The organism is Azomonas agilis (genome assembly GCF_007830255.1).
Taxonomy (GTDB): domain Bacteria; phylum Pseudomonadota; class Gammaproteobacteria; order Pseudomonadales; family Pseudomonadaceae; genus Azomonas; species Azomonas agilis.
This window is the reverse complement of record NZ_VLKG01000007.1, coordinates 81003-106154: the sequence shown is the minus strand read 5'-3', so window position 1 is coordinate 106154 and position 25152 is coordinate 81003. Positions and strand designations below refer to the sequence as shown.

General features: G+C 52.4%; 29 protein-coding genes, 1 tRNA gene and 1 pseudogene. 8 read left to right on the top strand and 23 right to left on the bottom strand.

What is annotated here, in order from left to right:
- The first annotated feature begins 79 nt into the window (after positions 1-79).
- Positions 80-1228, top strand: a complete 1149-nt coding sequence (locus LX59_RS10495; protein WP_211354841.1) for an iron-containing alcohol dehydrogenase — start codon at positions 80-82, stop codon at positions 1226-1228.
- A 72-nt stretch (positions 1229-1300) separates the two neighbouring features.
- Here the strand turns inward: LX59_RS10495 and LX59_RS10490 are convergent.
- The 17 genes and pseudogenes from LX59_RS10490 to LX59_RS10410 all read right to left on the bottom strand — a co-directional run.
- A pseudogene (locus LX59_RS10490) lies at positions 1301-1497 on the bottom strand (helix-turn-helix domain-containing protein); the annotation flags it as partial.
- A 97-nt stretch (positions 1498-1594) separates the two neighbouring features.
- Positions 1595-1670 (bottom strand) — tRNA-Lys (locus tag LX59_RS10485).
- Positions 1671-1730: 60 nt separating this feature from the next.
- Positions 1731-2405: a 7-cyano-7-deazaguanine synthase QueC gene (gene queC / locus LX59_RS10480; RefSeq protein WP_144571815.1), complete on the bottom strand. Its 675-nt coding sequence runs from the start codon at positions 2403-2405 to the stop codon at positions 1731-1733.
- A gap of 25 nt (positions 2406-2430) precedes the next feature.
- On the bottom strand, positions 2431-3078 hold the full coding sequence (gene queE, locus LX59_RS10475) for a 7-carboxy-7-deazaguanine synthase QueE (protein WP_144571900.1): 648 nt from the start codon (positions 3076-3078) through the stop codon (positions 2431-2433).
- Positions 3079-3198: 120 nt separating this feature from the next.
- Positions 3199-3972 (bottom strand): tol-pal system protein YbgF, encoded by a 774-nt coding sequence (ybgF, locus tag LX59_RS10470; RefSeq protein ID WP_144571814.1) that lies wholly within the window; start codon positions 3970-3972, stop codon positions 3199-3201.
- A gap of 25 nt (positions 3973-3997) precedes the next feature.
- Positions 3998-4549: a peptidoglycan-associated lipoprotein Pal gene (gene pal, locus LX59_RS10465; protein ID WP_144571813.1), complete on the bottom strand. Its 552-nt coding sequence runs from the start codon at positions 4547-4549 to the stop codon at positions 3998-4000.
- Positions 4550-4602: 53 nt separating this feature from the next.
- Positions 4603-5877, bottom strand: a complete 1275-nt coding sequence (tolB, locus tag LX59_RS10460) for a Tol-Pal system beta propeller repeat protein TolB (protein ID WP_144571899.1) — start codon at positions 5875-5877, stop codon at positions 4603-4605.
- Between the two features lie 23 nt (positions 5878-5900).
- The gene (gene tolA / locus LX59_RS10455) at positions 5901-7337 is read right to left on the bottom strand and encodes a cell envelope integrity protein TolA (protein ID WP_144571812.1); all 1437 of its coding nucleotides are present in this window, start codon (positions 7335-7337) and stop codon (positions 5901-5903) included.
- The gene (gene tolR / locus LX59_RS10450) at positions 7337-7789 is read right to left on the bottom strand and encodes a protein TolR (RefSeq protein ID WP_144571811.1); all 453 of its coding nucleotides are present in this window, start codon (positions 7787-7789) and stop codon (positions 7337-7339) included. Before tolR ends, tolA begins: the two co-directional genes overlap by 1 nt.
- A gap of 11 nt (positions 7790-7800) precedes the next feature.
- Positions 7801-8493 (bottom strand): protein TolQ, encoded by a 693-nt coding sequence (gene tolQ, locus LX59_RS10445; RefSeq protein WP_144571810.1) that lies wholly within the window; start codon positions 8491-8493, stop codon positions 7801-7803.
- A 2-nt stretch (positions 8494-8495) separates the two neighbouring features.
- A complete protein-coding gene (gene ybgC / locus LX59_RS10440; protein ID WP_144571809.1) occupies positions 8496-8942 on the bottom strand; it encodes a tol-pal system-associated acyl-CoA thioesterase in 447 nt (148 codons plus the stop codon).
- An 80-nt stretch (positions 8943-9022) separates the two neighbouring features.
- Positions 9023-10042 (bottom strand): Holliday junction branch migration DNA helicase RuvB, encoded by a 1020-nt coding sequence (ruvB, locus tag LX59_RS10435; RefSeq protein ID WP_144571808.1) that lies wholly within the window; start codon positions 10040-10042, stop codon positions 9023-9025.
- Positions 10039-10650, bottom strand: coding sequence for a Holliday junction branch migration protein RuvA (gene ruvA / locus LX59_RS10430; protein WP_144571807.1), 612 nt, complete (start codon positions 10648-10650; stop codon positions 10039-10041). Before ruvA ends, ruvB begins: the two co-directional genes overlap by 4 nt.
- A gap of 18 nt (positions 10651-10668) precedes the next feature.
- Positions 10669-11193 carry a crossover junction endodeoxyribonuclease RuvC gene (ruvC, locus tag LX59_RS10425; RefSeq protein WP_144571806.1) on the bottom strand — a complete coding sequence of 175 codons (525 nt, stop codon included), beginning with the start codon at positions 11191-11193 and terminating at the stop codon, positions 10669-10671.
- A 22-nt stretch (positions 11194-11215) separates the two neighbouring features.
- Complete coding sequence (locus tag LX59_RS10420) at positions 11216-11959, bottom strand: YebC/PmpR family DNA-binding transcriptional regulator (RefSeq protein ID WP_144571805.1); 744 nt, start codon at positions 11957-11959, stop codon at positions 11216-11218.
- A gap of 89 nt (positions 11960-12048) precedes the next feature.
- A complete protein-coding gene (gene aspS / locus LX59_RS10415) occupies positions 12049-13824 on the bottom strand; it encodes an aspartate--tRNA ligase (protein WP_144571804.1) in 1776 nt (591 codons plus the stop codon).
- Between the two features lie 37 nt (positions 13825-13861).
- Positions 13862-14131, bottom strand: coding sequence for an FmdB family zinc ribbon protein (locus LX59_RS10410; protein ID WP_144571803.1), 270 nt, complete (start codon positions 14129-14131; stop codon positions 13862-13864).
- A 188-nt stretch (positions 14132-14319) separates the two neighbouring features.
- On the opposite strand from LX59_RS10410, the gene LX59_RS10405 reads away from it, so the two are divergent.
- The gene (locus LX59_RS10405; RefSeq protein ID WP_144571802.1) at positions 14320-14790 is read left to right on the top strand and encodes a Dps family protein; all 471 of its coding nucleotides are present in this window, start codon (positions 14320-14322) and stop codon (positions 14788-14790) included.
- Between the two features lie 49 nt (positions 14791-14839).
- On the opposite strand, the gene LX59_RS10400 is transcribed toward LX59_RS10405, so the two are convergent.
- Positions 14840-15052 (bottom strand): SlyX family protein, encoded by a 213-nt coding sequence (locus tag LX59_RS10400; RefSeq protein ID WP_144571801.1) that lies wholly within the window; start codon positions 15050-15052, stop codon positions 14840-14842.
- Positions 15049-15474, bottom strand: a complete 426-nt coding sequence (locus LX59_RS10395; RefSeq protein WP_144571800.1) for an HIT family protein — start codon at positions 15472-15474, stop codon at positions 15049-15051. The genes LX59_RS10400 and LX59_RS10395 overlap by 4 nt, the downstream gene beginning before the upstream one ends.
- 163 nt (positions 15475-15637) lie before the next feature.
- On the opposite strand from LX59_RS10395, the gene LX59_RS10390 reads away from it, so the two are divergent.
- Both LX59_RS10390 and LX59_RS10380 read left to right on the top strand, forming a co-directional pair.
- Entirely contained in the window at positions 15638-17356 is a 1719-nt protein-coding gene (locus LX59_RS10390) for a proline--tRNA ligase (RefSeq protein ID WP_144571799.1), read from the top strand.
- A gap of 630 nt (positions 17357-17986) precedes the next feature.
- Positions 17987-18568 (top strand): lytic transglycosylase domain-containing protein, encoded by a 582-nt coding sequence (locus LX59_RS10380; RefSeq protein ID WP_144571797.1) that lies wholly within the window; start codon positions 17987-17989, stop codon positions 18566-18568.
- 4 nt (positions 18569-18572) lie between these two features.
- Here LX59_RS10380 and hda read toward each other — a convergent pair whose 3' ends face one another.
- From hda to LX59_RS10365, 3 genes are read right to left on the bottom strand one after another with little or no spacing between them, the layout of a single operon-like run.
- Complete coding sequence (gene hda / locus LX59_RS10375; protein WP_144571796.1) at positions 18573-19277, bottom strand: DnaA regulatory inactivator Hda; 705 nt, start codon at positions 19275-19277, stop codon at positions 18573-18575.
- A gap of 13 nt (positions 19278-19290) precedes the next feature.
- Positions 19291-20367, bottom strand: coding sequence for an AI-2E family transporter (locus LX59_RS10370; protein ID WP_144571795.1), 1077 nt, complete (start codon positions 20365-20367; stop codon positions 19291-19293).
- 28 nt (positions 20368-20395) lie between these two features.
- Positions 20396-21400 carry a DUF2066 domain-containing protein gene (locus tag LX59_RS10365; protein WP_144571794.1) on the bottom strand — a complete coding sequence of 335 codons (1005 nt, stop codon included), beginning with the start codon at positions 21398-21400 and terminating at the stop codon, positions 20396-20398.
- A gap of 251 nt (positions 21401-21651) precedes the next feature.
- Between LX59_RS10365 and purM the strand changes: the two genes are divergently transcribed.
- The 4 genes from purM to LX59_RS10345 are packed head-to-tail and all read left to right on the top strand — an operon-like array spanning position 21652 to position 24776.
- Entirely contained in the window at positions 21652-22704 is a 1053-nt protein-coding gene (gene purM / locus LX59_RS10360) for a phosphoribosylformylglycinamidine cyclo-ligase (RefSeq protein ID WP_144571793.1), read from the top strand.
- Positions 22705-22709: 5 nt separating this feature from the next.
- On the top strand, positions 22710-23357 hold the full coding sequence (purN, locus tag LX59_RS10355; protein ID WP_144571792.1) for a phosphoribosylglycinamide formyltransferase: 648 nt from the start codon (positions 22710-22712) through the stop codon (positions 23355-23357).
- Positions 23358-23366: 9 nt separating this feature from the next.
- Positions 23367-24077 (top strand): DUF3108 domain-containing protein, encoded by a 711-nt coding sequence (locus LX59_RS10350; RefSeq protein WP_144571791.1) that lies wholly within the window; start codon positions 23367-23369, stop codon positions 24075-24077.
- A gap of 3 nt (positions 24078-24080) precedes the next feature.
- The gene (locus LX59_RS10345) at positions 24081-24776 is read left to right on the top strand and encodes a hypothetical protein (RefSeq protein ID WP_144571790.1); all 696 of its coding nucleotides are present in this window, start codon (positions 24081-24083) and stop codon (positions 24774-24776) included.
- Between the two features lie 40 nt (positions 24777-24816).
- On the opposite strand, the gene LX59_RS10340 is transcribed toward LX59_RS10345, so the two are convergent.
- Positions 24817-25149, bottom strand: a complete 333-nt coding sequence (locus tag LX59_RS10340) for a Na+/H+ antiporter subunit G (protein ID WP_144571789.1) — start codon at positions 25147-25149, stop codon at positions 24817-24819.
- Positions 25150-25152 lie beyond the last annotated feature (3 nt).

Here is a 25152-nt window from a genome sequence, read left to right as displayed (position 1 = left end):
TACGTCTATTTTGATAGGTATCGGTTGTCTATAGTGCAGTCCATCGACGGCACACAGCCCCTTTATCAGGAAATCCAAGATGGATAACTTCAGCTTTTACAACCCCACCCAAATCGAGTTTGGCGCAGGCAAAGAACAAGGCATCGGCCAGATTTTGGCCCATCATGGCATCAAAAAAGTGCTACTGACCTACGGCAGCGAGCGCATAAAACGCGATGGCCTGTTCGCCACCGTCAGCAACAGTTTGCAACAACAGGGCATCGCCTTCGTAGAATGCGGCGGCATCGTCAGCAATCCGGTGTTATCCAAGGTGCGGGAAGGCATTGCGCTGGCCCGTGAGCATCAGGTTGAGGCGGTACTCAGTGTCGGCGGCGGCTCAGTTCTCGACAGCAGCAAAGCCATTGCAGCCGGTACGCCTTATGCGGGTGATGTGTGGGATTTATTCATCGGTACAGGGCAAATCGAAGCCGCGCTGCCCATTTTCGCCATCCTAACGCTGGCCGCCACCGGTAGCGAAATGAACAACGGCGCGGTGGTCACCAACGAGGAAACCCAGCAGAAGTTCGCCATCAATTCGGTGCATACCTTTCCTAAAGTATCCATCGTCAATCCGGCACTGATGCAGACGGTATCCCGCGATTACTTGGTGTATTCCGCCGCCGATATCATCGCCCACTCCATCGAAGGCTATTTCACCGCCAGCGTGCAGCCGAAGATTCAGTCGCGTTTGGTTGAATCCGTTATCAGCACCGTGATTGAAACCACCGAGGCACTGTTAGCTGACCCGACGAATTATGCCGCCCGCGCTGAGTTCGCTTGGGCCTCTACGCTGGCGCTGAATGGCATCACCTACGCGGGGACTTCTGGCTTTAGCTATCCCAACCATATGATTGAGCATTCGTTGTCCGCGCTGTTCAACGTGCCTCACGGGGCGGGCCTTTCGGTAGTGATGCCGGCTTGGATGAAATGGTATTGCGCGCGTAATCCAGCGCAGTTTGAGCGCTTTGCTCAGCAGGTGTTTGGCCTTAAAACTGCCGAGGAAGGCATTGCAGCACTGGAGCGTTGGTTCGATAAGATCGGCACACCCACCCGCTTGTCGCAACTGGGCATCACCGAAGCGCAACTGCCTAATACTATTGAAAATGTGCTCAGCCACGCGCATTGGTTTGGTCTGGCGGAGCTGTATACCCGCGATGCAGTAACCCGCATTCTAAGAAAGGCGCTTTAAGTACTTTCACTTACAGTTCTACAGGGCGGATCCTTGTAAACCCAACACAACTGCAATCTCTCAAGCCCCAGCTCATTTGGGGCTGGGCTTTAGCACGCCACTTTCGCGCCGCCGGAATTGCCCCGGAGGTAGTCTCCGTGGACTTGTCGAAAACGCCGCGAAAAATAAGCCTCATCAGAAAAACCACAGCGACTGACAATATCCCCTACTGAGCGATTGCTGTTTAACAATAGGGTTTTGGCTAAGTGTATACGCCGCGCTAAAACCAAATAAACGCCGTAACATGGCGAGGAAAGGGGCGCTCAGTATTGAGGAAACAGACGATTGCGGATGTGTTTGATACGCTGGAGCAAGTCCAAGAGATTATGGTGGGTCGTGTAGGATTCGAACCTACGACCAATTGGTTAAAAGCCAACTGCTCTACCGACTGAGCTAACGACCCGTTTTGTGGGTGCGCATGATACTGATTTGACTGAATAAATCAACCATGAAACCCAAAAAATTAAAAATATTCTGTAGGATCTAAAACTCCGGCGGCGGCAAAGCCCGCAGCGCGCAAACGGCAGCTATCGCATTTGCCACAAGCTCGCCCTAGAGCATCCGCCTGATAACAGGAAACCGTCAGGCGATAGTCCACCCCCAATTTAACGCCCTCTTGGATAATCTGCGCTTTAGTCCAATATTGCAGCGGTGTACGAATGTGAAAGCTCTGACCTTCTACACCGGCTTTAGTGGCTAAGTTTGCCAATTGTTCAAAGGCATTAATAAACTCAGGACGACAGTCAGGATAGCCCGAATAATCCACCGCATTCACACCGATGAAAATATCCTGCGCCCCGACAACCTCAGCCCAGCCCAAAGCTAAGGCTAAAAACACCGTATTGCGTGCCGGAACATAGGTAACCGGAATGCCCTGAGAAGGAGTTTCGGGTACAGCAATGCGCTCATCCGTTAACGCCGAGCCACCAATACTGCCCAAGTTCAAACCAATGATTTTATGTTCACGCATTCCCAAATGCCGGGCTACCCGCTCCGAGGCTTGCAGCTCGGCTCGATGGCGTTGCCCGTAATCAAAACTTAGGCTGTAGCAGTCATACTGCTCCGCACGCGCAATCGCTGCTACCGTGGCTGAATCCAACCCACCAGACAGTAAGATGATGGCTTTTTTTGTAGACATCGGAACACCTCTCTTTATGGATTAGTCAGCGGCCACGTGCGTCTTGCCACAGCAGTTTGTGCAGTTGTAGTTGGAAGCGAACCGGCAAGCGATCGGCCAGAATCCAATCAGCCAACAGGCTGGGCTCTATCAACCCGTAAGCTGGAGAAAACAGCAGCTCTCCCACAAGCTCTGACAAACGGTATTGATGGATACAACCTACCGCCCATTCGTAATCCGCTCGGGAACAAATCACAAACTTGATCTGATCCTGTAGGGTTAAATGACGGAGATTGTCATAACGGTTGCGTGTCATCTCACCTGAATCTGGGGTTTTTAGATCCAGTACACGACTGATCCGAGCATCAACAGCGGATACGTCTAAGGCACCGCTGGTTTCTAAGGAAACCTGATAGCCCGCATCGGCTAAATGGCGAAGTAAATGTAAGCAGTCTGGCTGGGCTAAGGGCTCTCCTCCGGTGACGCATACATGGGAAGCACCAAAGGAAGCAACTTCGGTCAGGATGTCTTCTAAAGTGCGCTGTACACCACCAGAAAAAGCATAGCTGGTATCGCAGTAATGGCAGCGCAATGGGCAACCCGTTAAGCGGATAAACACCGTGGGCAAACCACAGGTTCGAGACTCGCCCTGCAGCGAGTAAAAAATTTCGGTAATGCGTAATTTAGAGTGCATATCAGCCACGGGCGCGACAGCAAAACAGGCCATCCGCCTCCGGTGCAATAAAAAAACACAAGGACTCGTTACGAGTCCTTGTCACGAAAAAACACAAGCAACGCGGTGTGCGGCTAGTGCTTATAACTTTAACTGACGTTTTGCCAATTGAGCGGCTGAACTATCAGGATACTGGCTAATAATCTGACGCAAAATACCTTGGGCTTTATCGGTATTGCCTTGGCGCTGTTCGGAATCAGCCAGTTTATACAGAGAGTCTGGCACCTTAGAGTGCTTGGGATAGTTTTGCACCACACTACCAAAAGCCTGTGCAGCGCCTCTAAAATCTCCTTTAGCTAAGCTGATTTCGCCCAACCAATACTGCGCATTAGCGGCATATTGGCTGCTCGGATACTTACGCAAAAAGGCGTTAAACGCTTGGCTGGCGCGATCAAAATCCTTGGCTTTCACTAAATCAAAAGCGGCATCGTAATAAAGGCGCTCTTGCTCAGGATCAGCCGACTGTTGCGGCGTATGGGCTGCCGCAGCCGTATTATTAGTTGGAGCAACTGGCGCTACGGGAGCTTCGCTCGCTGAATGCTGAGACCCTGCTGAAACACTCTGGCTTGCGGCGGCGCTTATACGCTGATCTAAGTCTTGATAGCGGTCTAGCCCTTCCCGCTGCAAACGACGAATTTGCTCTTGCTGCTCTTCCACCATCCCCCGCAGTTGGGCCAATTCCGACTGTATCTGCTGCAATTGCATAAACAGCATACTTTCTGAGGAAGATGGAGTATTTACCCCCCCCCCTGCATAAGCTCCACCCACTACGCCCGGCGATGACGCACTCTGGGCCATACTAGCTTGAGAGAACCCCATCACCGACAGTAGCAAGACTAAGCGAAGCTTATGCATGGAATACTACCTATCTATTGACCGATTAGCGACGCAGCTCAACACGGCGGTTTTGAGCCCAAGACTGCTCATCATGCCCCATTACCGCAGGACGCTCTTCACCGTAGGACACCAACTCCAATTGGGCAGGAGATACGCCTTGCAACACTAAGTAATGCTGCACGGCTTTAGCACGACGCTCACCCAGAGCCATGTTGTATTCACGAGTACCACGCTCATCGGCGTGGCCTTCCAATACAACGCGCTGTCCGCTGGACTTAAGGTCGCGGGCATGTACATCCAAGGCACGCATGGCTTCAGGCTTTAAGTCTGAGCTGTCGTACTCAAAGTAGAAAGTGGTCATAGAACGCAGGGCCGCTTCATCATAGCCACCGGCACCACCGCTGCCAGAACCATAGCCACTGCCAGAGCCGTAGCCACTACCAGAGCCTGCACCGTATCCGGCATTAGGATCAACGCCTGATTCTGCACCCACAGCTCCCTCTCCAGCGGCATCTCCGCCTTTAGAGGAACAACCCGCTGCAACAGCCAGAGCCATAGCCAGCACAGCGACTTTACCGAATTTCAGCATTTCCATGATGTCAGTTCACCCCAGGGTGTCATCTTGATTAGTTAAGGTTATTAATTAAGTTAGTTCAGGTACGGGGACCAGGAGGGCTCCCGGATTTCACCTTGGGCTGTCGGTAAGGGAGTCTTAACGCGCCCATTTGTGGACACAAGCACCAGCACGCCCCGTCCTTGCTGATGGGTCGCGTAGATTAGCATGGTGCCATTGGGGGCAACAGAGGGCGACTCATCTAGGCTGGTACTGGAGAGCACACGCACCGTACCCCGTTGCAGATCTTGGGCAGCCACTTGGAATACCGTGTAGCCTTCTTGGCGGTGTACCATGACCAAAGTCTTCTCATCTGCTGATAGTTTAGGGCTGGCGTTGTAGTTACCTGCGAAGGTAACTCGCTGTGCCTCTCCCCCACTGATACTGGTTTTGTAGATTTGGGGTTTACCGGCACGATCTGAGGTGAAGTATAGCGTTTGTCCGTCTTTACCCCAGAATGGCTCAGTATCAATGGCCATATGGTTGGTGACACGACGTAATTGGCGGCTACCCAGATCCATTACATAGATTTCCGGGTTACCATCGCGGGACAGCACAAAGGCCAAGCGGCTTCCATCCGGTGACCAAGCAGGAGCCCCATTTAAACCTTCAAAGTTAGTGATCTGTTCCCGTCGCCCCGTATCAATGTGCTGTATAAAGATGCGCGGACGCTTCTGCTCAAAAGACACATAGGCAATACGCCGACCATCAGGAGCATAGTTGGGAGATAAAATAGGCTCCCGCGATTGCAGTAAAGTAACGGCTCGTGCGCCATCGTAATCAGAACGCTGCAAGGTATAGCGTGTATTACCCTGCCCTAAATGCTCGGCTGTAACGTATAAAAGCTTGGTAGAAAATGCACCCTTAATCCCAGTGAGTTTTTCAAATACCTGATCCGCTACATAGTGGGCCATATCTCGTAACTGAGAAGCCGTACCGCTAATGCTGCCACTGGCTACGACCTGCTCTGCCGCCACATTCAACAAAGCATATTGGACATTAAATTGGCTGCCGCTGGGAAGTAAACGACCTACAACAATGTATTGAGTCCCTAACGCCTGCCAATCCCGATACACCACTTCGGCAGGCTGCGTCGGCAGGCTGATCATGTTTTGACGCGGTACCGGATCAAACATACCGGAGTTACGCAAGTCATTTCCGATAATAGAAGCCATATCTTCTGGCAGTACATTACCGCCTTGCCAACCAAAGGGCACTACAGCAACAGGCGTAGAGCGATCTGTTCCCGAGGTGATAACCAGAGGGTCAGCCGCCCAACCGATACGGGCTACTAATATTAAAAATCCCATCAAAACAAGATGTCTTAACTTAGTCACTCTAAATCCTCCGGCTTGAATACGACTTGACGCTGTCGGTATAGCCGATCAAAGGTAGCACGATCTACTTTCTGCACTTCGGGGATACGTCCTACGTTACGCACCGCAGCCACCGCAGAATTATCAAAGGGCACATCACCACTAGAGCGCACCACGGAAGCCCCGATCAGAGTACCATCAGGAAGCATCTGAATCAGAACGGTAACGCTCATGCCATTACGCGCTGAAGGTGGCCTCCGCCATTGCTGGCTGACGAGTTGCCGAATCAGGCCATCAATTTCGCCAGTGACTTGGCTACCTCGATTATCCGCAGGAGCCTGTTGGCGCTGAACATCATCGGCCAGTAACTCAGCCAAAGCCTTGGCTTTTTTATCTTCTTGAGCTTTACGTGCTGCAGCTTCAGCGGCGGCTTTCTTCTTAGCATCCTCTGCGGCTTTTTTGGCGGCTTCTTCGGCGGCCGCTTTTTTCTTAGCGGCTTCCTCTACTGCCTTTTTGGTCGCTTCTTCTGCGGCAGCCTTCTTCTTAGCAGCTTCCTCAGCAGCTTTTTTGGCCGCCTCTTCGGCCGCAGCCTTCTTCTTCGCCGCTTCTTCAGCAGCTTTTTTAGCGGCCTCTTCGGCGGCGGCTTTCTTCTTAACAGCTTCCTCAGCAGCTTTTTTAGCCGCCTCTTCTGCGGCAGCCTTCTTCTTCGCCGCTTCTTCAGCAGCTTTTTTAGCCGTTTCTTCAGCAACGGCTTTCTTCTTAGCGGCTTCCTCGGCGGCTTTTTTAGCCGCCTCTTCGGCCGCTTTCTTTTTGGCGGCTGCATCAAGGGCGGCTTTTTGAGCAGCTTCTTCAGCAGCTTTCTTGGCCGTTTCTGCTGCTTTTTTAGCCGCATCCTCAGAGGCTTTCTTCTTGGCCTCTTCAGCCGCTTTTTTCGCTGCCTCGGCTTTTGCCGCTTCGGCTTTCGCTGCTTCTGCTTTTGCCGCCTCTGAAGCAGCCTTCGCTTGAGCTTCAGCCTTCTCTTTGGCTAAGGCTGCTTCCTTTTGTTTTTGGGCTTCCTGAGCAGCTTTCTTAGCCTGCTCCGCTTTTTTAGCCTCTTCCGCCTTTTTAGCTTCCTTGGCCTCTTCAGCTTTTTGAGCGGCCAATTTAGCCGCAGCAGCGGCCGCAGCCACGGCGGCTACTTGTTCTAAACGCTTTTGCTCTAATTGATCAGGCTCATGCTGGGGAGCAGCCGTTCGCTTTGCATCACTGGCAATCTTAGGTTTAGCAGGTTGCTCTGCTGGGCTTTGGGCTGGTAGCTGATACAAAGTGGCCTGAACCACAGGCTTAGGTTCCGGCAGCTCCGGTTTATTGGAAAGCCCCACAAAGAGCAAAGCAAAAATCAGCGCGTGCAGAATCAGCGCCAGAATCGTTGGCCAAAAATAGCTTTCCGAAGGGGAAGGCTCACGATACTGCATCAGGGTGCCTCAGTGATTAGGCCAACATTGCCCACAGCCGCTTGTTGCAGGCCTGCCATAACCGCCATAACCGTGCCGTAATCAACGGTTTTATCACCCCGCACAAAGACCTGAATCGGCTTATTTTGTGCCTGATTTTGGCTCACAATCTTACTCACAGCATCCACCAAAGCGTCTAAGCTAACAGCGGTATCTTGGGCCGTATCTACGTCTACTTCTTTACCCACATTCCAATAGTAGGTCTTATCGGCTTTGATGGAGATGGTCAGCACTTGGGCGTTGGTATCCTGCGGCAAGGGCTCACTGGCTACCTTGGGCAAATCCACCTTAACCCCTTGATTGAGCATCGGAGCCGTTACCATGAAGATGACCAGCAGCACCAACATCACGTCGATGTAAGGCACCACGTTCATCTCGGCAACGGGTTTACGTCTATTACGGATTCGGGCCATGAATAAGGGTCTCAGTCGTCCGCCGCATGTACTTTGCGATGCAGGATGGCTTGAAACTCATCGGCAAAGGTGTAGTAACGACCGAGCAGCATTTCGCTGCGTGCCGAGAAGCGGTTGTAAGCAATCACCGCTGGAATGGCCGCAAATAAACCGATGGCCGTAGCAATCAAAGCCTCAGCAATGCCCGGTGCTACGGTGGCTAAAGTTGCTTGTTGTACCTGAGCCAACCCCCGGAATGAGTTCATAATCCCCCATACCGTGCCAAATAATCCCACATAGGGGCTGGTAGAACCGACTGTCGCGAGGAAGGGTAAACTCTGCTCAAACTTTTCCTCTTCACGGGAAATGGCGACCCGCATCGCTCGGTTGACTCCATCCATCACTGCATCAGGATCAACGCTTGGCTGCTGGCGTAAACGAGAAAACTCTTTAAATCCAGCGCGAAAAATCTGCTCTAAACCGGAGTCTAAATCCGGCTGGGCACTGATCTGACGATAGAGTTTAGACAGATCAATCCCAGACCAAAAACGCTCCTCAAACGCATCCAATGAGCGACGTGCCGCCCGCAGCATACTGCTGCGCTGAAAAATCAAAATCCATGAGGTCAGGGAGGCAAGAACTAAAGACAGCATCACCAGCTGTACAACAAGACTGGCATTGCTGACCAGACTCCACATGGACATGTGATCAACATTGGCTTCCACACTTACTCTCCCACAATGGATAGACCCTGACGTGCAAAGGCTAACCTCATGCGTTCAGGAATGGCCTGAGGTCTTAAAATTTGGGCATTGACGCAGGTTATTTGCACTTGCCCCTCACACAACACCTGTCCGGTCGCCACACGGATCACCTGCTGCTTAAAATACAAACTGGCCCGCTTAAGCTGCACTACTTCAGCCGTTATCCGCAGTTCATCGTCCAAGCGGGCCGGGGCGTGATAACGTGCTTCAACGGCGCGCACTACAAACAATACGCCCTCTTCAGCAACCAATTGCGACTGAGCATAGCCCATATGGCGCAGAAACTCGGTGCGCGCACGCTCCATAAACTTCAAATAATTAACGTAAAAAACAATGCCTCCTGCATCGGTGTCTTCGTAATAGACCCGGCAGTGATAGGCAAAAACCTGATCTTCGTCAGATGCGCGCATACTCTAGTGCCCTACCCTTAGCTTGCCAATCGGCAACAAAAGATTTTTTTGTTTATCCTGATCTAAGCTCAGGCTCTACATCAGGGATTTACTTCCGGTGTATGGGGTTGCAGCCCAAAGTGTAGGTAAGCATGTCGGGTGGCAACCCGTCCTCGTGGCGTTCGCATCAAATAGCCTTGCTGGATGAGGTAGGGTTCTAAAACATCCTCAATAGTGTGGCGCTCCTCGCCAATGACTGCGGCTAGGTTGTCCAAACCCACGGGGCCGCCTTCAAATTTTTCAATTAGAGTCAGCAGCAAGCGACGGTCTTGATGATCGAAGCCTTGGACATCCACATCCAACATGGTTAAGGCTTGATCAGCAATCTCACTGCTAATCACGCCTTGCCCGCGTATTTCGGCAAAGTCGCGCACCCGCCGTAACAAACGGTTAGCAATACGCGGCGTACCCCGTGCTCGACGGGCGATTTCTAAAGCACCTTTGGGCTCCATAGATAAACCCAGAATACGCGCAGAACGACTCACGATACTGGCTAAATCCTCGGTGTTGTAAAACTCTAGGCGCTGCACAATACCAAAGCGATCCCGCAGCGGATTGGTCAGCATACCTGCGCGAGTAGTGGCTCCTACTAAGGTAAAGGGCGGTAAATCCAGTTTGATGGAGCGTGCTGCGGGCCCTTCTCCGATCATAATATCGAGCTGAAAATCCTCCATCGCCGGATAAAGCACCTCTTCCACTACCGGCGATAGGCGATGAATTTCGTCGATAAACAGCACATCCCCCGACTCCAGATTGGTCAGCAGCGCGGCTAAATCGCCCGGACGCTCTAACACAGGGCCCGAGGTGCTTTTGATGGATACCTGCATTTCTTGGGCGATGATATTGGCCAGTGTGGTCTTACCCAGTCCCGGTGGGCCAAAAATCAAGGTGTGATCCAAGGCTTCCCGACGGCCCCGCGCCGCTCGAATGAACAGATCCATTTGCTCGCACACATTGGGTTGGCCTACATAATCGGCTAGAGATAAGGGCCGAATAGCTCGGTCAACTTGATCTTCAGAGTCTCGGCTGACGGCAGCGACCAAACGATCGGCTTCTATCACAGGTGCATTCCTTTCAGGGCGCGACGGAGCAGTTCTTCAGCCGATAAACCCGGCTCCACAACAGCCGCTACAGCGCGGCTAGCCTCTTGGGGTTTAAAGCCCAAGCTTAACAAGGCGCTGATGGTATCGGTCTCGGCGCGGGATTCTGGCGTCATCGTTCGACGAGGCTCATCCAGCAAGGGTAACACCGGAGCCATGATGGGCTCCCAACCTTTGAGCCGGTCTTTAAGCTCCACCAACAGACGCTCAGCCGTTTTTTTGCCCACACCCGGAATACGCATCAGAGTACTGGTACTTTGCTGTTGCACACACTGCACCAGCTCGTCTAACTCTAACGCCATTAAGGCTAGGGCCAACTTAGGGCCAACTCCGTTGAGGCGAATCAGTTCGCGAAATAAATCACGCTCTCGTCGCTCACTGAAGGCATACAGCAATTGAGCGTCTTCGCGCACCACCAAATGGGTATAGAGGGTTATGGGTTCGCCTAAGGCCGGCAGACGGCCCAACGTGGGAAGCGGAACCTCTAATTCGTACCCAACCCCGGCCACATCCAGCATGATGTGGGGGGGCTGTTTATCTGCCAGTGTTCCTCGCAAGCGTCCAATCACGAACTCAGTCTCCCAGAACTAAAAACGCGAACGCCCAGCTCGTCGCTGCATACCTAATAGGCCATGCGGTTTGAGACTTTGGCGATGATGGGCATGACATAAAGCAATGGCCAAAGCATCCGAGGCATCCAATTGGGGCTTTTGCTGTAAACGCAGCAAGTGCATTACCATCAACTGTACTTGGTGCTTATCGGCCCCACCGCTACCGGCAATCGCTTGTTTCACTTGAGTGGCGGTATATTCGGCCAGCTCCAGCCCATGTTCTGCTAAAGCCACAATGGCGGCTCCACGAGCTTGTCCCAACTTCAAAGCCGAGTCAGCATTGCGCGCCATAAAAACCCGCTCCACCCCTACGGTGATGGGATTATAGGCCGTCACAATCTGGCTTATGCCTCGGTACACGGCTTGCAGACGTTCGTGTAACTCGCCGCTGCCAGTACGGATACAGCCCGAGGCCACATAATCACAGCCACGCCCTGTATCACGCACCAAGCCATAGCCTGTCACCCGCGATCCGGGATCAATGCCCAGAATCACGGTCATTGTGCAGACCTCAGCCTATCCATCACAGTTGTGCCATGACCTCATCCGAAATTTCAGCGTTGGAGTAGACGTTCTGCACGTCATCCAAGTCTTCCAGCATATCAATCAGCTTGAGGACTTTTTGCGCGGTCTCTAAATCCAGATCAGCAGTGGTGGAAGGAATCATGGTGACTTCCGCATTTTCCGGCTTAAAGCCTGCCTTAATTAAGGCCTCATTGACGGAGATGAAGTCGGCAAAACTGGTCAGCACTTCGATGGAGCCATCTTCATGGGTCACTACATCGTCAGCCCCTGCTTCTAAAGCAGCTTCCATCAAAGCGTCTTCGTTCACTCCAACAGCAAACTGCAACTGACCTTTGCGCTCAAACAAATAGGCTACAGAACCATCCGTCCCTAAATTACCGCCGCACTTGCTGAACACATGGCGCACTTCAGCCGCTGTACGGTTACGGTTATCGGTCATAGCCTCAACATAAACGGCCACACCGCTCGGGGCATAACCCTCATAGGTCAGCTCTTCCATGTTGTCGGTATCGGTGGAGCCGGCCCCACGCGCAATAGCACGATCAATGGTATCGCGGGTCATGTTAGCTGTAAGCGCTTTGTCCAAAGCCAAGCGCAGACGGGGGTTATCAGCGGGGTTGCCTCCGCCTTGTTTTGCTGCAACGGTCAGCTCACGAATGAGCTTGGTGAATATCTTGCCGCGCTTAGCGTCCTGACGCTCTTTGCGGTGTTTGATATTGGCCCATTTGGAATGACCCGCCATAACTGACTCCGTGGATTCTTAAACTGTTCAACACAATTGGGAAGACTGACTGAGCCGATGCCTCACGCAGGCATCGGCTGTTAAGGGCATTACTCGGTTTTGGCTTGCTCGCGCAGGCGAATGTGCAGCTCGCGCAGGGCTTTGGCATCCACCACACCCGGAGCTTGAGTCATGACGCAAGCCGCGCTCTGGGTTTTCGGGAAGGCAATCACTTCACGAATGGAGCTGGCACCGGTCATCAGCATTACCAAGCGATCCAGACCGAAGGCCAAACCACCGTGGGGCGGCGCACCGAATTTCAGCGCATCCAACAGGAAGCCGAACTTCTCTTGCTGCTCGTCTTCGCTGATGCCCAGCACACGGAATACTGCTTGCTGCATGGACTTGTCGTGGATACGGATGGAACCACCGCCCAGCTCAGTGCCGTTCAGCACCATATCGTAGGCACGGGACAGAGCGGCGGCAGGGTTGGCCTCCAGCTCTTCTGGAGTGCATTTCGGCGAGGTGAAGGGGTGATGCAAAGAAGTCAGGCTGCCGTCGTCGTTCTCTTCGAACATCGGGAAGTCGACTACCCACATCGGAGCCCATTCGCAGGTCAGCAGCTTGAGGTCATGACCGACCTTAATCCGCAGCGCACCCAAGGCATCACAAACCACTTTGAACTTGTCGGCACCGAAGAACACGATATCGCCATCCACTGCGCCGACGCGATCCAAAATCACGTTCAGGTTAGCTTCAGGGATGAATTTCACGATGGGCGATTGCAGACCTTCCACACCCTTAGCGCGCTCATTGACCTTAATGTAGGCCAAGCCTTTGGCACCGTAGTTACCGACGAACTTGGTATAGTCGTCGATCTGACTGCGCGGCATGCTCGCCGCACCGGGAACGCGCAGAGCAGCGACGCGGCCTTTAGGATCGTTGGCAGGGCCAGAGAATACTTTGAACTCTACGCCGCTCAGCTGATCGGCAACGTCTACCAGCTCCAGCGGAATACGCAGATCGGGTTTGTCGGAACCGTAGCGGCGCATGGCCTCTTCAAAGGTCATGTGTGGGAACTCACCGAACTCCAGATCCAGCACTTCCTTGAACAGGTTGCGGATCATGGTTTCGGTCAGACCGATGATGTCGTCTTCGTCGAGGAAGCTGGTTTCGATGTCGATCTGGGTGAATTCGGGCTGACGGTCAGCGCGCAGGTCTTCGTCACGGAAGCACTTAGCGATTTGATAGTAACGATCGAAGCCGGCCACCATCAGCAGTTGCTTGAACAGTTGGGGTGATTGCGGCAAGGCAAAGAAGCTACCGGCATGGGTACGGCTCGGCACCAGATAGTCACGCGCACCTTCCGGCGTAGCACGGGTCAGGATCGGAGTTTCCACATCCAAGAAGCCGTTGTCATCCAAATAACGACGGATGCTGCTGGTAATGCGCGAACGCAACTTCAGCTTGGCCGCCATTTCTGGGCGACGCAGGTCGATAAAGCGATAGCGCAGGCGGGTTTCTTCGCCCACATCGGAGTATTCGTCCAGCGGGAACGGTGGGGTTTCGGCTTGGTTCAGCACTTCCAGCTCATAGCCCAGCACTTCAATAGCACCCGAAGCCATGTTGGCGTTGCGCGCACCCTCAGGACGCAGGCGCACTTTGCCGGTGATTTTCACCACAAACTCGCTGCGTACACGATCGGCTTTAGCAAAGGTTTCAGCGCGATCCGGGTCAAAGACCACTTGGGCCAGACCTTCCCGGTCACGAATATCGAGGAAGATCACTCCACCGTGATCGCGGCGGCGGTGTACCCATCCGCACAGCGTGATTTCCTGACCTTCCAGGCCTTCGTTTAATTGGCCGCAATAGTGGCTACGCATCATGATGGTGATTCTTCTCTCGATTACTCAATCAGACAATTCAATCGGCAGCAGAGCAGGCGCTGGCTTTAGCACAGCCACCCGCACAGGCCGGAGCGTTATCACTGCTGGCCAGATTTTTCTTACTGCCGGTCTTAAAATCGGTCTCGTACCAGCCGCCACCTTTTAGGCGAAATCCGGGTACAGACAACAGTTTTTTCAATTCAGGCGCTGTGCAATTAGGACAATCCACCAAGGGCGCATCGCTGAACTTTTGAATGGCTTCCAGCTGATGGCCGCAAGCAGTGCATTGATACTCATAAATAGGCATGCGCTACTCCGCTGTATCGGAAACTTAGGGGGCTGGGATTATATATGCTTAATAGCCTAAGCGCACAGTCAGTCTATCTGGGCCATAGATAAAAGCTTCACGAAACTGCCTCAAGGCCGTGCTAATGTTTAACCGTGCAGTTGTAATAGTTCTCCACTCTCCAAAACGCGACAGCAAAGGAGCAGGTTATGGACATCAACATCGGCATCAGCCAAAACGACCGGGTCGCCATCGCTGAAGGCTTATCCCACCTCTTGGCGGACACCTACACCCTGTATCTAAAAACCCATAATTTCCACTGGAACGTGACAGGGCCCATGTTTAACACCCTGCACCTGATGTTTGAAGCTCAGTATAACGAACTGGCTCTGGCAGTTGATCTCATCGCCGAGCGTATTCGCGCCTTGGGGATGCCTGCGCCCGGTACCTATTCGGCCTATGCGCGCCTGTCTTCCATCAAAGAGGAAGAAGACGTACCCAAGGCTGAGATGATGATTCAACAACTGGTAGAGGGCCAAGAAGCCGTAGTACGCACCGCGCGCCACCTGTTTCCCTTAGTCGATAAAGTCGGCGATGAACCTACCGCTGATCTGCTCACGCAACGGATGCAGGTACACGAAAAAACCGCTTGGATGTTGCGCAGCCTACTCGCCTCTTGATTAATCCCGCCTGCTTTGGGAGAGTCTCACCACTCTCCCAGTAGCTAAATCAGTAATGCGGCGGTGGAGGCTCTGGTTGCTCCTGATCCAACTGCGTTTGCAAGGCTTCCTGACGGGCCGCTAGAAGGCCCAGTTGGTGCTGAAGCCGATCAATCTGCCGCTGTTGGTCAACCAATACATCATTTAGGGTTTGCAGGGTATCGTCCTGAAAGGCTTGCCGTGTTTCCAGCTCAATCAAGCGCTGCTCCAACTCGGTACTCATGCCTCACTCCATACAAAATGGCTGGGTAGCACCAAAGCCAGACGCTCCTTCAGGGCCGTAATTTGTTCTTCTGTGTAGGGCTTGGCGGGATGCTTTCCCCATACCGGCGCAGGCCAAGCGGCATCGGCTTTACGGCGAGCAATCACATGCACATGCAGTTGAGGCACCATATTTCCGAGGCTGGCGATGTTCATTTTATCCGCTGCAAAGGTGTCTTTCAGGATCTCAGCCAGCTCAGACGCCTCAGCCCACAACTGACGTTGATCTTCAGTGCTGAGCTGAAACACCTCAGATACTTCCTCACGGCGTGGCACCAAAATAAACCAAGGATACTGAGCATCCTTCATCAGCAATAAACGAGAGAGCGGAAAATCCCCCAGCACCTGAGTGTCCTGCTCCAGACGTGTATCCAGTATAAACATCTATAACTCCTGAGCGAGGTAAGCCATCAAAGACTACAGTCTGTCTTAAGGTTCCTACGGCCACAAGCATTCGGCGAGGATGCAAATGGCTATACGCCCCTTAAAAGGGCGCTTTACAATAGCTCGTACTTCCCCAACCTTTATAAACCGGACTCGCCTGCCCATGCGCACCAGCCAGTATCTGCTCTCGACCTTAAAAGAAACGCCCTCTGACGCGACCGTCATCAGCCACCAACTGATGTTCCGCGCTGGAATGATCCGCAAGTTAGCCTCAGGTCTTTACACCTGGCTGCCTATGGGCCTGCGTGTACTGAAAAAAGCCGAAACCATCGTCCGTGAGGAGATGAACAAAGCCGGAGCCTTAGAAGTGTTGATGCCTGCCATCCAACCGGCAGAACTATGGCAAGAGTCAGGACGCTGGGAGCAATACGGCCCCGAATTACTGCGGGTGCGCGACCGCCACGACCGTGAGTTCTGCGTTGGCCCCACCCACGAAGAAGTCATCACCGAACTGGCACGCAACGAGCTGAACAGCTATAAGCAGCTACCGATCAACTTCTACCAAATTCAAACCAAATTCCGCGACGAAATCCGCCCGCGCTTTGGTCTGATGCGCGGTCGCGAGTTCATTATGAAGGACGCCTACTCCTTCCATATGGATCAAGCCTCACTGCAAGAAACCTACGACCGCATGCACGCGGCCTACTGCGCGATCTTCACCCGTCTGGGCCTGAACTTCCGCCCCGTGCAGGCCGATACTGGCTCCATTGGTGGCACTGGCTCCCACGAGTTCCATGTGCTGGCAGACTCCGGTGAAGACGATATCGCCTTCAGCGACACTTCCGACTACGCGGCTAACGTGGAAAAAGCCGAAGCCATTCCGCGCGAAATCAGCCGTGGCCCTGCGACTCAAGCCATGCAGTTGGTGGACACGCCCAACGCTAAAACCATCGCCGAGTTGGTCGAGCAATTTGATCTGGCCATCGAAAAAACCGTCAAAACCCTCGTGGTACAGGGCGTGGAAGAAGGCCAGCTCATCGCTCTGATCGTGCGTGGTGACCACGAGCTAAACGAAATTAAAGCCGCCAACTTGGAGCAAGTGGCTAACCCACTGATATTTGCCTCGGAAGCGGAAATTCGTGCGGCTATTGGCGCTGGCCCCGGCTCCCTTGGCCCCGTCAATCTGTCGATTCCTTGCATCATCGACCGCTCCGTGGCCCTGATGAGTGACTTTGCCGCCGGAGCCAATCAAGACGACAAACACTACTTCGGCCTGAACTGGGAACGCGACCTGCCCTTACCTGCCGTTGCCGATCTGCGCAATGTGGTAGAAGGCGACCCTAGCCCAGACGGTCAAGGCACACTGGTGATTCGGCGCGGTATTGAAGTCGGGCATATCTTCCAACTTGGCACCAAGTACAGTGAAGCCATGAACTGCAAGGTGCTGGGCGAAAGTGGCAAACCTACCACACTGGTGATGGGTTGTTACGGCATCGGGGTTTCCCGCGTGGTCGCCGCCGCCATCGAGCAAAATTATGATGAGCGCGGCATCCTCTGGCCCGATGCTCTAGCGCCCTTCCAAATCGCCATCGTGCCCATGAAGTACGAAAACGAAGCCGTGCGCCAAGCCACCGACCAACTCTATGCCGAGCTAACCGCCGCCGGTTTTGAAGTGCTGTTGGACGACCGCGACAAGAAAACCAGCCCCGGCGTTAAGTTCGCGGATATGGAGCTGATCGGTATTCCGCACCGCATCGTGGTCAGTGAGCGCGGACTGGCTGAGGGTACTTTGGAATATAAACACCGCCGGAGCAGTGAAGTAGAAAGCTTGCCTTATGGTGAGGCTTTGAAGTTTTTTCAGGGTAAGTTGAATCTCAACTAAGGCTCATTGAGATTTTACATTAGGTAGCCATAGGAAATGGCTACCCTAGCTTTGCTTCAACTCACTAGAGAGCTGGCGTAGATAAGATAGTATCTTGCCTCATCTGCTAGACCCACTATAGCTGGAGTTAGATTGTTTGTTCTTCACTGTACCACCACCACACCATAGGGAGATAATAGTATGCGCACAGTGTATGAGATTGTCCGCAACGCCATTGCCAATAAAGAGATTATCATTGCTACTTACCAAAATCATGTACGGGAAATGTGCCCACATGTAATTGGTCGCAAGAATGGGCGGGAACAAGCCCTGTTTTATCAGTTCGGTGGTACAAGTAGTAGTGGGCCAATCGTCCCAGACTCTCCTGGCAATTGGCGCTGCATCCCCATCCAAGGGCTTTCTGATGTAAGCTCACGCGCTGGCACTTGGCATACGGGAACAAATCACTCTCGCCCACAAACGTGCGTAGACGAAATCGATCTAGAAGTTGACCTAGCCTAAAACTTATCAGCCGAGCCGCAAAGCGGCTCGGCCTAATTCAAACATCACCCAACAATACGTTAATGCATATACCCAGCATTATTATCGGCTCAGATTTAATACCAACATCAAAATAGGTAACTATCCGATATGAGCCCTCGGTATCTACCTTTAGTATTCTGCCTATTGGTTTTAGGCTTTACTCCCAAGGCATGGGCCAACCTACGCCAAGCGCCTGAGCCCGAACTACGCGAGCTGATGCAACAAACCATCGCCCAAGCCGATAGTTTTCAGGATCGTTTTGATGCTGAGGTATGGTTGTTGGATATGTCGACTCGACTGGGACGCTATCTGAAAGATGCCGAAGAACGGCTCAGCTTTTTGCGCCTTGTCCACAAAGAGGCCCAAAAAGCCCGTTTAAATCCTGAGCTGGTTTTAGCCCTGATTCATGTAGAAAGCCGCTTTGATCGCTTTGCTGTTTCCCGCGTTGGTGCTCAGGGCATGATGCAGGTGATGCCGTTTTGGAAAAAAGAACTGGGGCGGCCACAAGATAACTTGACAGATATTGCCACTAACCTACGTTATGGCTGCACAATCCTGAGCTACTACTTGAAAAAGGAACAGGGAAACTTAGAGCGTGCCCTAGGTCGCTACAATGGCAGTTTAGGTAAACCCCATTATCCGGCCAAAGTGATAAACCACTGGCAGAATATTTGGTACGTTGAACCCTAACCCCTTACCAATTCAGGGTTTCTTTTAGAAAGGGAATGGTCAGTTTGCGCTGAGCCTGCAACGAGGCCTGATCTAACTGCTCCAGCAAATCAAACAAGGCTGTCATGCTGCGCCCACCTCGACTGAGGATAAAACGTCCCACGTCGTCCGGCAGGTTGAAACCGCGCCGTGAGGCTCTTAGCTGAAGAGCTCTCAGCTTATCCTCGTCCGATAAAGGATGCAGTTGAAATACCAATGCCAAGGTTAAACGTGACCTTAAATCCGGCAGCTTTATGGGTAAGGCTCGGGGCGATAAACTGGCCGACAACAGCAAACGCCGTCCCGCATCACGCAAACGATTAAACAGGTGAAATAGAGCCAGCTCCCATTGAGGGTCACCGGCTACAGCGTCTAGGTTGTCCAAGCACACCAGATCCGCTTGCTCTAAGTTATCCAGCAGCGAGGGGCCATAATGGGCCAACTGCTCTAGGGGCAAATACAGTGTCAGATCGGCCCACTCATCCGCCTGCAAGCACGCAGCTTGCAATAAATGCGAGCGCCCAACACCAATACCTCCCCACAGATAAATCAGCTCATCCGTCCAACTTACTTGAGGTGAGGCCAGCCGCTCCACATAACCCAGTGCCACTGCATTAGCACCGGGGTAAAAATTAACCAAGGTGGCATCGTCCCGCAAACGCACACCCAAAGGAAGCTGAATAGGGTTCATACTGGAACCGGGGTCAGTGACCCGACTGATCGCTCGGATCGGCATAAAGATGAGATAGTTTATAAAATTCGTGTATGTGCCGTAATAGAACCATAATAACAGCCGCTACAGGCAATGCCAGCAATACACCGGTAAAACCAAAGAGTTGTCCGCCCGCCAGAATAGCAAAGATTACCGCGACAGGATGCAAACCAATCCGATCGCCGACCAGCCAAGGGGTCAATAAAACCCCTTCTAACGCCTGCCCCACTGCAAATACAGCCACTACACCCAGCAAAGGGTAGAGATCCAAGCCAAATTGAAACAGCGCGGCTAAGAGTGCGGCAGCAATACCCACCACAAAGCCCATATAGGGCACAATGCTGGCTAATCCGGACAATATGCCTATCAATAACCCTAAGTTGAGCCCAACTAAGTTCAATCCAATGGCATAAATAATGGCTAAAGCCAGCATCACCAACAACTGACCGCGCAGAAAAGCCCCCAAGACCTCGTGGCACTCACGAACAAGGTCGGTGATATAGGCCTCCCGCCGCCGAGGAAGCAGAGCCTGTAGTTTGAGCAGCATACTGTCCCAGTCGCGCATCAGGTAGAAACCTACTACGGGGACTAATAAGGCGTTCCCAAACCAAATCAAAATCGCTAACCCTGAAGCTGTTAAACGGGAAAGCAGCGTTCTCAGGGTATCTGTAGTGCTTCCCAAATGGGACATGAGGGTATCGCGTAGCTGATCCAAGCGCCAAAAGCCCTCTTCCAGCCCAAACTCACTTTGTAACCAAGGTAAGGCAACGGTCTGCAACCAATCAATTACTTTGGGGGTAAGCTGGTACAGCCCCATCAACTGTTTACCCAATAGAGGCACCAGCACCAACAAAATCAGTAAACAGCTTAGGAAAAACACGCTAAATACCAGCAACACCCCCAGCGTGCGCGGTAGTCCAACATGCTCTAAGCGGCTGACTAACGGCCCACCCATATAGGCTAACAAGGCCGCAATCAGAAACGGGGGAAGTATGGGTAAGAGCTGATGCAACAACCAACCCAGAGCGACCAGCCCAATCAGCCACCACCAACGGCCCAAACTCGACATAAAACGCCCCTTATAAGGCGAGCTCGGCTTACCAACGATAGCGCAACAAGGGTGTACGACCTGTTGCTAAGGGCGCTGGAGCCTGTTCGTTATTAGAGATGGCTTGGAGCTGTGCTTGCTGCAAGCGCGCTTGTAATTGTTCGACAGAAGCCTCAAGGCGATACAGTAAGCGATCCCCTTCCACTAAAACCAATCGACCATTGGCGGCTAATAACCGATCCAACTCGGCAAAGCGAGCTAGGTTTGCGCCCTGTACTTCCACTAAAACCGGCTCAGTAACAGTGGGTTTGGTCAAAAAGCTGGGGGCCAAAAACACCTGTACCGCACGCATCACCGCATCGGCCAGATCAGGCAAGCTATTAGCAGCCACCTGCCCTTGAGTTTGAGTAGTACCCAATCCGAGCTTCCAACTGGCTTGCCAGCTACCATTGGCATTCTGGGCATAGACGCTCAACAAACCATCCGCAGCATAGCGACTGGATACCGGCTGCAAGGCTTGCTGATCGCCTGTTTGTAATACACTGGCATTGACCGCCAGTTGCTCACTCAAGTCTCCCAAGGGTAACAGCAGTGGCAAGCCGCGATACTGAGCAGCGGAGCGCAATAAAGTGGCCGTTGGTTGGCCATCCCCTACCAGTTGGCTGGCTTCCGGAGCATCGTTTAACCACCAAACCAATAAGCTAGGACGCTCAGCGCCCCACTGGTTTAAACCCGCTTGACGCAAGCCCCGCTGCACACTGGTGGGATCAAAATCCACCACCAAACGGGATTGCTCGTAACCAAAGCGCGTTACCCATTGCTGAGGATTAGCCCTCACCGTAGCCAAAACTGGGTTTTGTGCAGCCTCTGTATTGCCTGTCAGACGTAAAATCAGCGTGTCAAAAGCGCGCCGTAATGCCTCATCACGCTCAGTCGGTTGCTGATTAAGCAAAGGCTCCTCGACCCGATATAAACCTTCTAAGGGTTTAGCTTGCGCGTACAGCACTACTAGAGACAAAAAACAGGCAGTCACATAACGGAGTATCACAGGCATGGCTGGCTCTCACAAAACGGATTCGGGACAGCAGGCCCCAAAGAAAGCTCCATACCTTAAACACCCCCCTAAAGTAGAGCAACCAAGATAAGAAAATTAGTTGATACATTTTCTCAACAAAGCAATGGGATGGCTGCTCCTTAGTAAGCCTGATAACATTTACACCTTATAGAGCCGCTATCTGTTTAGAGTCGGTTCCCTTCTGACGGACTCCATCGCTCTCGTTTTTCACCTTGACAGGCCCCCTTTCCATGAGCAAACAGCCCTCCTTAACCTATAAAGATGCTGGTGTCGATATTGATGCTGGTGAAGCCTTGGTTGAACGTATCAAGGGCGTAGCTCGGCGTACCGCTAGACCTGAGGTCATGGGAGGACTGGGTGGTTTTGGAGCCCTGTGCGAGATCCCCGCAGGATATCGCCAACCGGTGCTGGTTTCTGGCACCGATGGCGTGGGTACAAAATTGCGCCTCGCCATGAATTTGGGATTACACGACAGCATCGGCATTGATTTAGTTGCCATGTGCGTGAATGACTTGGTGGTCTGTGGGGCTGAGCCTCTGTTCTTCCTCGACTACTACGCCACCGGCAAGCTGAATGTCGATATCGCCGCTCAAGTGGTAACCGGCATTGGTGCTGGCTGTGAACTGGCCGGTTGCTCCCTAGTGGGCGGTGAAACCGCCGAAATGCCCGGCATGTACGAAGGTGAAGATTACGACTTAGCCGGATTTTGCGTCGGCGTGGTAGAAAAAAGCGAAATTATCGACGGATCTAAGGTACAAGCCGGAGATACGCTGATCGCCTTGCCCTCATCCGGCCCACACTCCAACGGTTACTCGCTGATTCGCAAAATTTTGGAAATCAGCCAGACCGATGCCGGCACCACGCAACTGGATGGCAAACCCCTAGCAGAACTGCTGATGGCTCCAACCCGTATTTACGTCAAGCCCCTACTGCAACTGATCAAAGATACCCAAGCGGTTAAGGCTATGGCCCACATTACTGGCGGTGGTCTGCTGGAAAATATTCCCCGCGTATTACCCGAAGGCACTCAGGCCATCATTGATGTTGCTAGCTGGACTCGTCCGGCCATTTTTGATTGGCTGCGCGAGCAAGGAAATGTTGAAGAAACCGAAATGCACCGGGTACTCAACTGTGGCGTAGGCATGGTGATCTGCGTCGCACCAGAACACCAAGAAGCGGCATTAAACAGCCTGCGCCAATCAGGAGAGCAACCTTGGGTGATTGGCCAAATTGCCTCCTGCGCTCCTGAGCAAGCCCGCGTCCAACTGAACCACTTGAAGTAAAACTGATGACCCAAACCTGCAATGTGGTGGTACTGATTTCAGGGAACGGCAGCAACTTACAGGCGCTATTGGATAGCCAAACTCCTGAGCACCCTTTGCGTATCAGCGCGGTCATCTCCAACCGCGCTGATGCCTATGGCTTGGAACGAGCAGCTCAAGCCAACGTCCCTACGCAGGTGCTCAACCACAAAGACTTCTCCAGCCGTGAAGACTTTGATGCGGCCCTGATACAGCTCATCGACCAATACCAACCCCATTTAGTCGTACTGGCAGGCTTTATGCGGATTCTCAGTGCAGGTTTTGTTGAGCATTATCAGGGACGTTTACTCAACATTCATCCTTCACTATTGCCTAAATATAAAGGACTGGAAACCCACCGGCGTGCTTTAGAGGCTGGGGAACCTGAGCATGGTTGCAGTGTCCACTTTGTCAGTGCTGAACTAGACGGCGGCCCGGTCATTGCTCAGGCACGTCTTCGGGTTTGGCCCAATGAGTCTGTAGATACACTCGCTCACCGAGTACATGAGTTAGAACACCAGATTTACCCTATGGTAACTCGGTGGTTTGCAGAAGGCCGCTTGCGCTTAGCCACTCAAGGCGCAATGCTGGACGGGAAATTACTTCCGACCAACGGCTATGTACTCAATACCTAGGAGATGCCCATGCGACGCGCTTTACTACTGAGCCTTGCTCTGCTGGCTTTGCCCACACAGGCTACTGAGCTTAAAAGCTTTTCTGCAAGCTACACCGCAGATTGGAGTGCAGCACCTGTCAGTGGCACAGCGAAACGCACCTTAGAACGCCAAGCAGACGGTTCTTGGAAGTTAAACTTTGACGCCTCCATGCTGGTCACCAGCTTCAACGAATACAGCATTTTCCGCGTTGAAGGGGAGCAATTACTGCCCACCCAGTACCGCTTAAAACGCTCAGGCCTCGGACGAGGTAAAGCTGTTGAACACAACTTTGACTGGGCGAACAAGCAAGTCACTGGCAAAGATGAAGGTGATCCAGTTAAGTTGCCACTTAATCCGGGCCTTTTGGATAAATCAACCTACCAAGTGGCTCTACAACAGGACGTAGCAGCGGGCAAACGCAGCATGAGCTATCAGGTCGTGGATGATGACGAGATCGAAACCTATGACTTCCGAGTCTTAGGTACTGAGCAAGTCACTACCCGCGCAGGCCAAGTGGATGCCATTAAAGTAGAGCGCGTGCGTGATCCCACACAAAGTAAACGCCAAACTGAGATGTGGTTTGCCAAAGAGTGGAACTATCTACTGGTAAAACTGCGTCAAGTCGAAAAAGACGGTAAAGAGCATCAAATCGTCCTCGAACAAGGCTCTATAAACGGACAACCCGTTAAAGGACGTTAATCCTTGATCATAAAAAGACTGATCAGCCTGTCGTTTCTTCTGCTGCTGGCAGGCTGCCAGTCTTTTTGGAGTAACACTAAAGAGCCCAGTAACGGAGAAACACGTTGGCAAGGGGAACTACTGCTGATTCAAAACCAACTCTGGTTACGTCCCTGTCAGGAGCAAAGGCGATTCCTGTTACAAACAGACCCCGCCTTTACCCAAGATGCCTACGATCTTTTCGTCGATGCGGGCGAGCCTCGCTTATTTGCTGATATTCAAGGTTATATCACCGCCCCAGCAGCTAACTCACCTGCGGGAGAGGGGGGAGACGGCCAGCTTAGGGTGACTCGTTTCTATAAACTTCAGCCCGTTCATGCCCAAAGCTGCCTCAATGCTAAAGATCAATCTTTGATGTTGCAGGCCTCGGGAAATCTGCCCGCTTGGTCGATGACTATTACCAGCCAAGGTTTACTGTTGAAGCAGGAAGGTCAGCCAGCTCAGGCACTACCTTATTTAGAAGAACAACTTCCGGGTGATCAACTGAGTTTTAGCAGTGCCGCAAATGGCCTAGAGATTGAGCTTTGGATAAGCCCCCAACGCTGCCTCAACCCACAGCAAAAAACACTCACCCACCTTAGTGCCAGTTTGCAAATTAACGGTCAAGTACACCAAGGCTGCGCCTACTTTGGCGAGGCCAAAACACGGCAACAGCCTTAAATAAACCGCTTCAGCCTACTACAAACAACGACAAGCCGCCTTACTCTTCCCAAGGCCGCCCTTGAGTACGGGCACTTAAACGAACTTTAAGTTGCATTGCCGCCCGAGCCATCATATGGGCACTAACTGGAGCGGTAATAAACAAGAAAAACGTAATTAATAACTCATGCCCACTAAACTCTTGGCGATGATAGGTAAAAAAGATCATGGCCGCCAGAATAATACCACCTACCCCTAAAGTAGTTGCCTTAGTTGGGCCATGCAGACGCATGAAAAAATCAGGTAAACGATATAAGCCAACCGCACCAATAAGGGCAAATACACTACCTACGATTAATAAAAAACTGATCAGAAGCTCTAACCAAAACGGCATCAT

Excerpts from the sequence above, each read along its gene's own strand:
- LX59_RS10495 (WP_211354841.1), top strand. The coding sequence starts at position 80 with ATGGATAACTTCAGCTTTTACAACCCCACCCAAATCGAGTTTGGCGCA.
- queC (WP_144571815.1), bottom strand. The coding sequence starts at position 2,405 with ATGTCTACAAAAAAAGCCATCATCTTACTGTCTGGTGGGTTGGATTCA.
- queE (WP_144571900.1), bottom strand. The coding sequence starts at position 3,078 with ATGCACTCTAAATTACGCATTACCGAAATTTTTTACTCGCTGCAGGGC.
- ybgF (WP_144571814.1), bottom strand. The coding sequence starts at position 3,972 with ATGCATAAGCTTCGCTTAGTCTTGCTACTGTCGGTGATGGGGTTCTCT.
- pal (WP_144571813.1), bottom strand. The coding sequence starts at position 4,549 with ATGGAAATGCTGAAATTCGGTAAAGTCGCTGTGCTGGCTATGGCTCTG.
- tolB (WP_144571899.1), bottom strand. The coding sequence starts at position 5,877 with ATGGGATTTTTAATATTAGTAGCCCGTATCGGTTGGGCGGCTGACCCT.
- tolA (WP_144571812.1), bottom strand. The coding sequence starts at position 7,337 with ATGCAGTATCGTGAGCCTTCCCCTTCGGAAAGCTATTTTTGGCCAACG.
- tolR (WP_144571811.1), bottom strand. The coding sequence starts at position 7,789 with ATGGCCCGAATCCGTAATAGACGTAAACCCGTTGCCGAGATGAACGTG.
- ybgC (WP_144571809.1), bottom strand. The coding sequence starts at position 8,942 with ATGCGCGCATCTGACGAAGATCAGGTTTTTGCCTATCACTGCCGGGTC.
- ruvC (WP_144571806.1), bottom strand. The coding sequence starts at position 11,193 with ATGACCGTGATTCTGGGCATTGATCCCGGATCGCGGGTGACAGGCTAT.
- LX59_RS10420 (WP_144571805.1), bottom strand. The coding sequence starts at position 11,959 with ATGGCGGGTCATTCCAAATGGGCCAATATCAAACACCGCAAAGAGCGT.
- aspS (WP_144571804.1), bottom strand. The coding sequence starts at position 13,824 with ATGATGCGTAGCCACTATTGCGGCCAATTAAACGAAGGCCTGGAAGGT.
- LX59_RS10410 (WP_144571803.1), bottom strand. The coding sequence starts at position 14,131 with ATGCCTATTTATGAGTATCAATGCACTGCTTGCGGCCATCAGCTGGAA.
- LX59_RS10405 (WP_144571802.1), top strand. The coding sequence starts at position 14,320 with ATGGACATCAACATCGGCATCAGCCAAAACGACCGGGTCGCCATCGCT.
- LX59_RS10400 (WP_144571801.1), bottom strand. The coding sequence starts at position 15,052 with ATGAGTACCGAGTTGGAGCAGCGCTTGATTGAGCTGGAAACACGGCAA.
- LX59_RS10395 (WP_144571800.1), bottom strand. The coding sequence starts at position 15,474 with ATGTTTATACTGGATACACGTCTGGAGCAGGACACTCAGGTGCTGGGG.
- LX59_RS10390 (WP_144571799.1), top strand. The coding sequence starts at position 15,638 with ATGCGCACCAGCCAGTATCTGCTCTCGACCTTAAAAGAAACGCCCTCT.
- LX59_RS10380 (WP_144571797.1), top strand. The coding sequence starts at position 17,987 with ATGAGCCCTCGGTATCTACCTTTAGTATTCTGCCTATTGGTTTTAGGC.
- hda (WP_144571796.1), bottom strand. The coding sequence starts at position 19,277 with ATGAACCCTATTCAGCTTCCTTTGGGTGTGCGTTTGCGGGACGATGCC.
- LX59_RS10370 (WP_144571795.1), bottom strand. The coding sequence starts at position 20,367 with ATGTCGAGTTTGGGCCGTTGGTGGTGGCTGATTGGGCTGGTCGCTCTG.
- LX59_RS10365 (WP_144571794.1), bottom strand. The coding sequence starts at position 21,400 with ATGCCTGTGATACTCCGTTATGTGACTGCCTGTTTTTTGTCTCTAGTA.
- purM (WP_144571793.1), top strand. The coding sequence starts at position 21,652 with ATGAGCAAACAGCCCTCCTTAACCTATAAAGATGCTGGTGTCGATATT.
- purN (WP_144571792.1), top strand. The coding sequence starts at position 22,710 with ATGACCCAAACCTGCAATGTGGTGGTACTGATTTCAGGGAACGGCAGC.
- LX59_RS10350 (WP_144571791.1), top strand. The coding sequence starts at position 23,367 with ATGCGACGCGCTTTACTACTGAGCCTTGCTCTGCTGGCTTTGCCCACA.
- LX59_RS10340 (WP_144571789.1), bottom strand. The coding sequence starts at position 25,149 with ATGCCGTTTTGGTTAGAGCTTCTGATCAGTTTTTTATTAATCGTAGGT.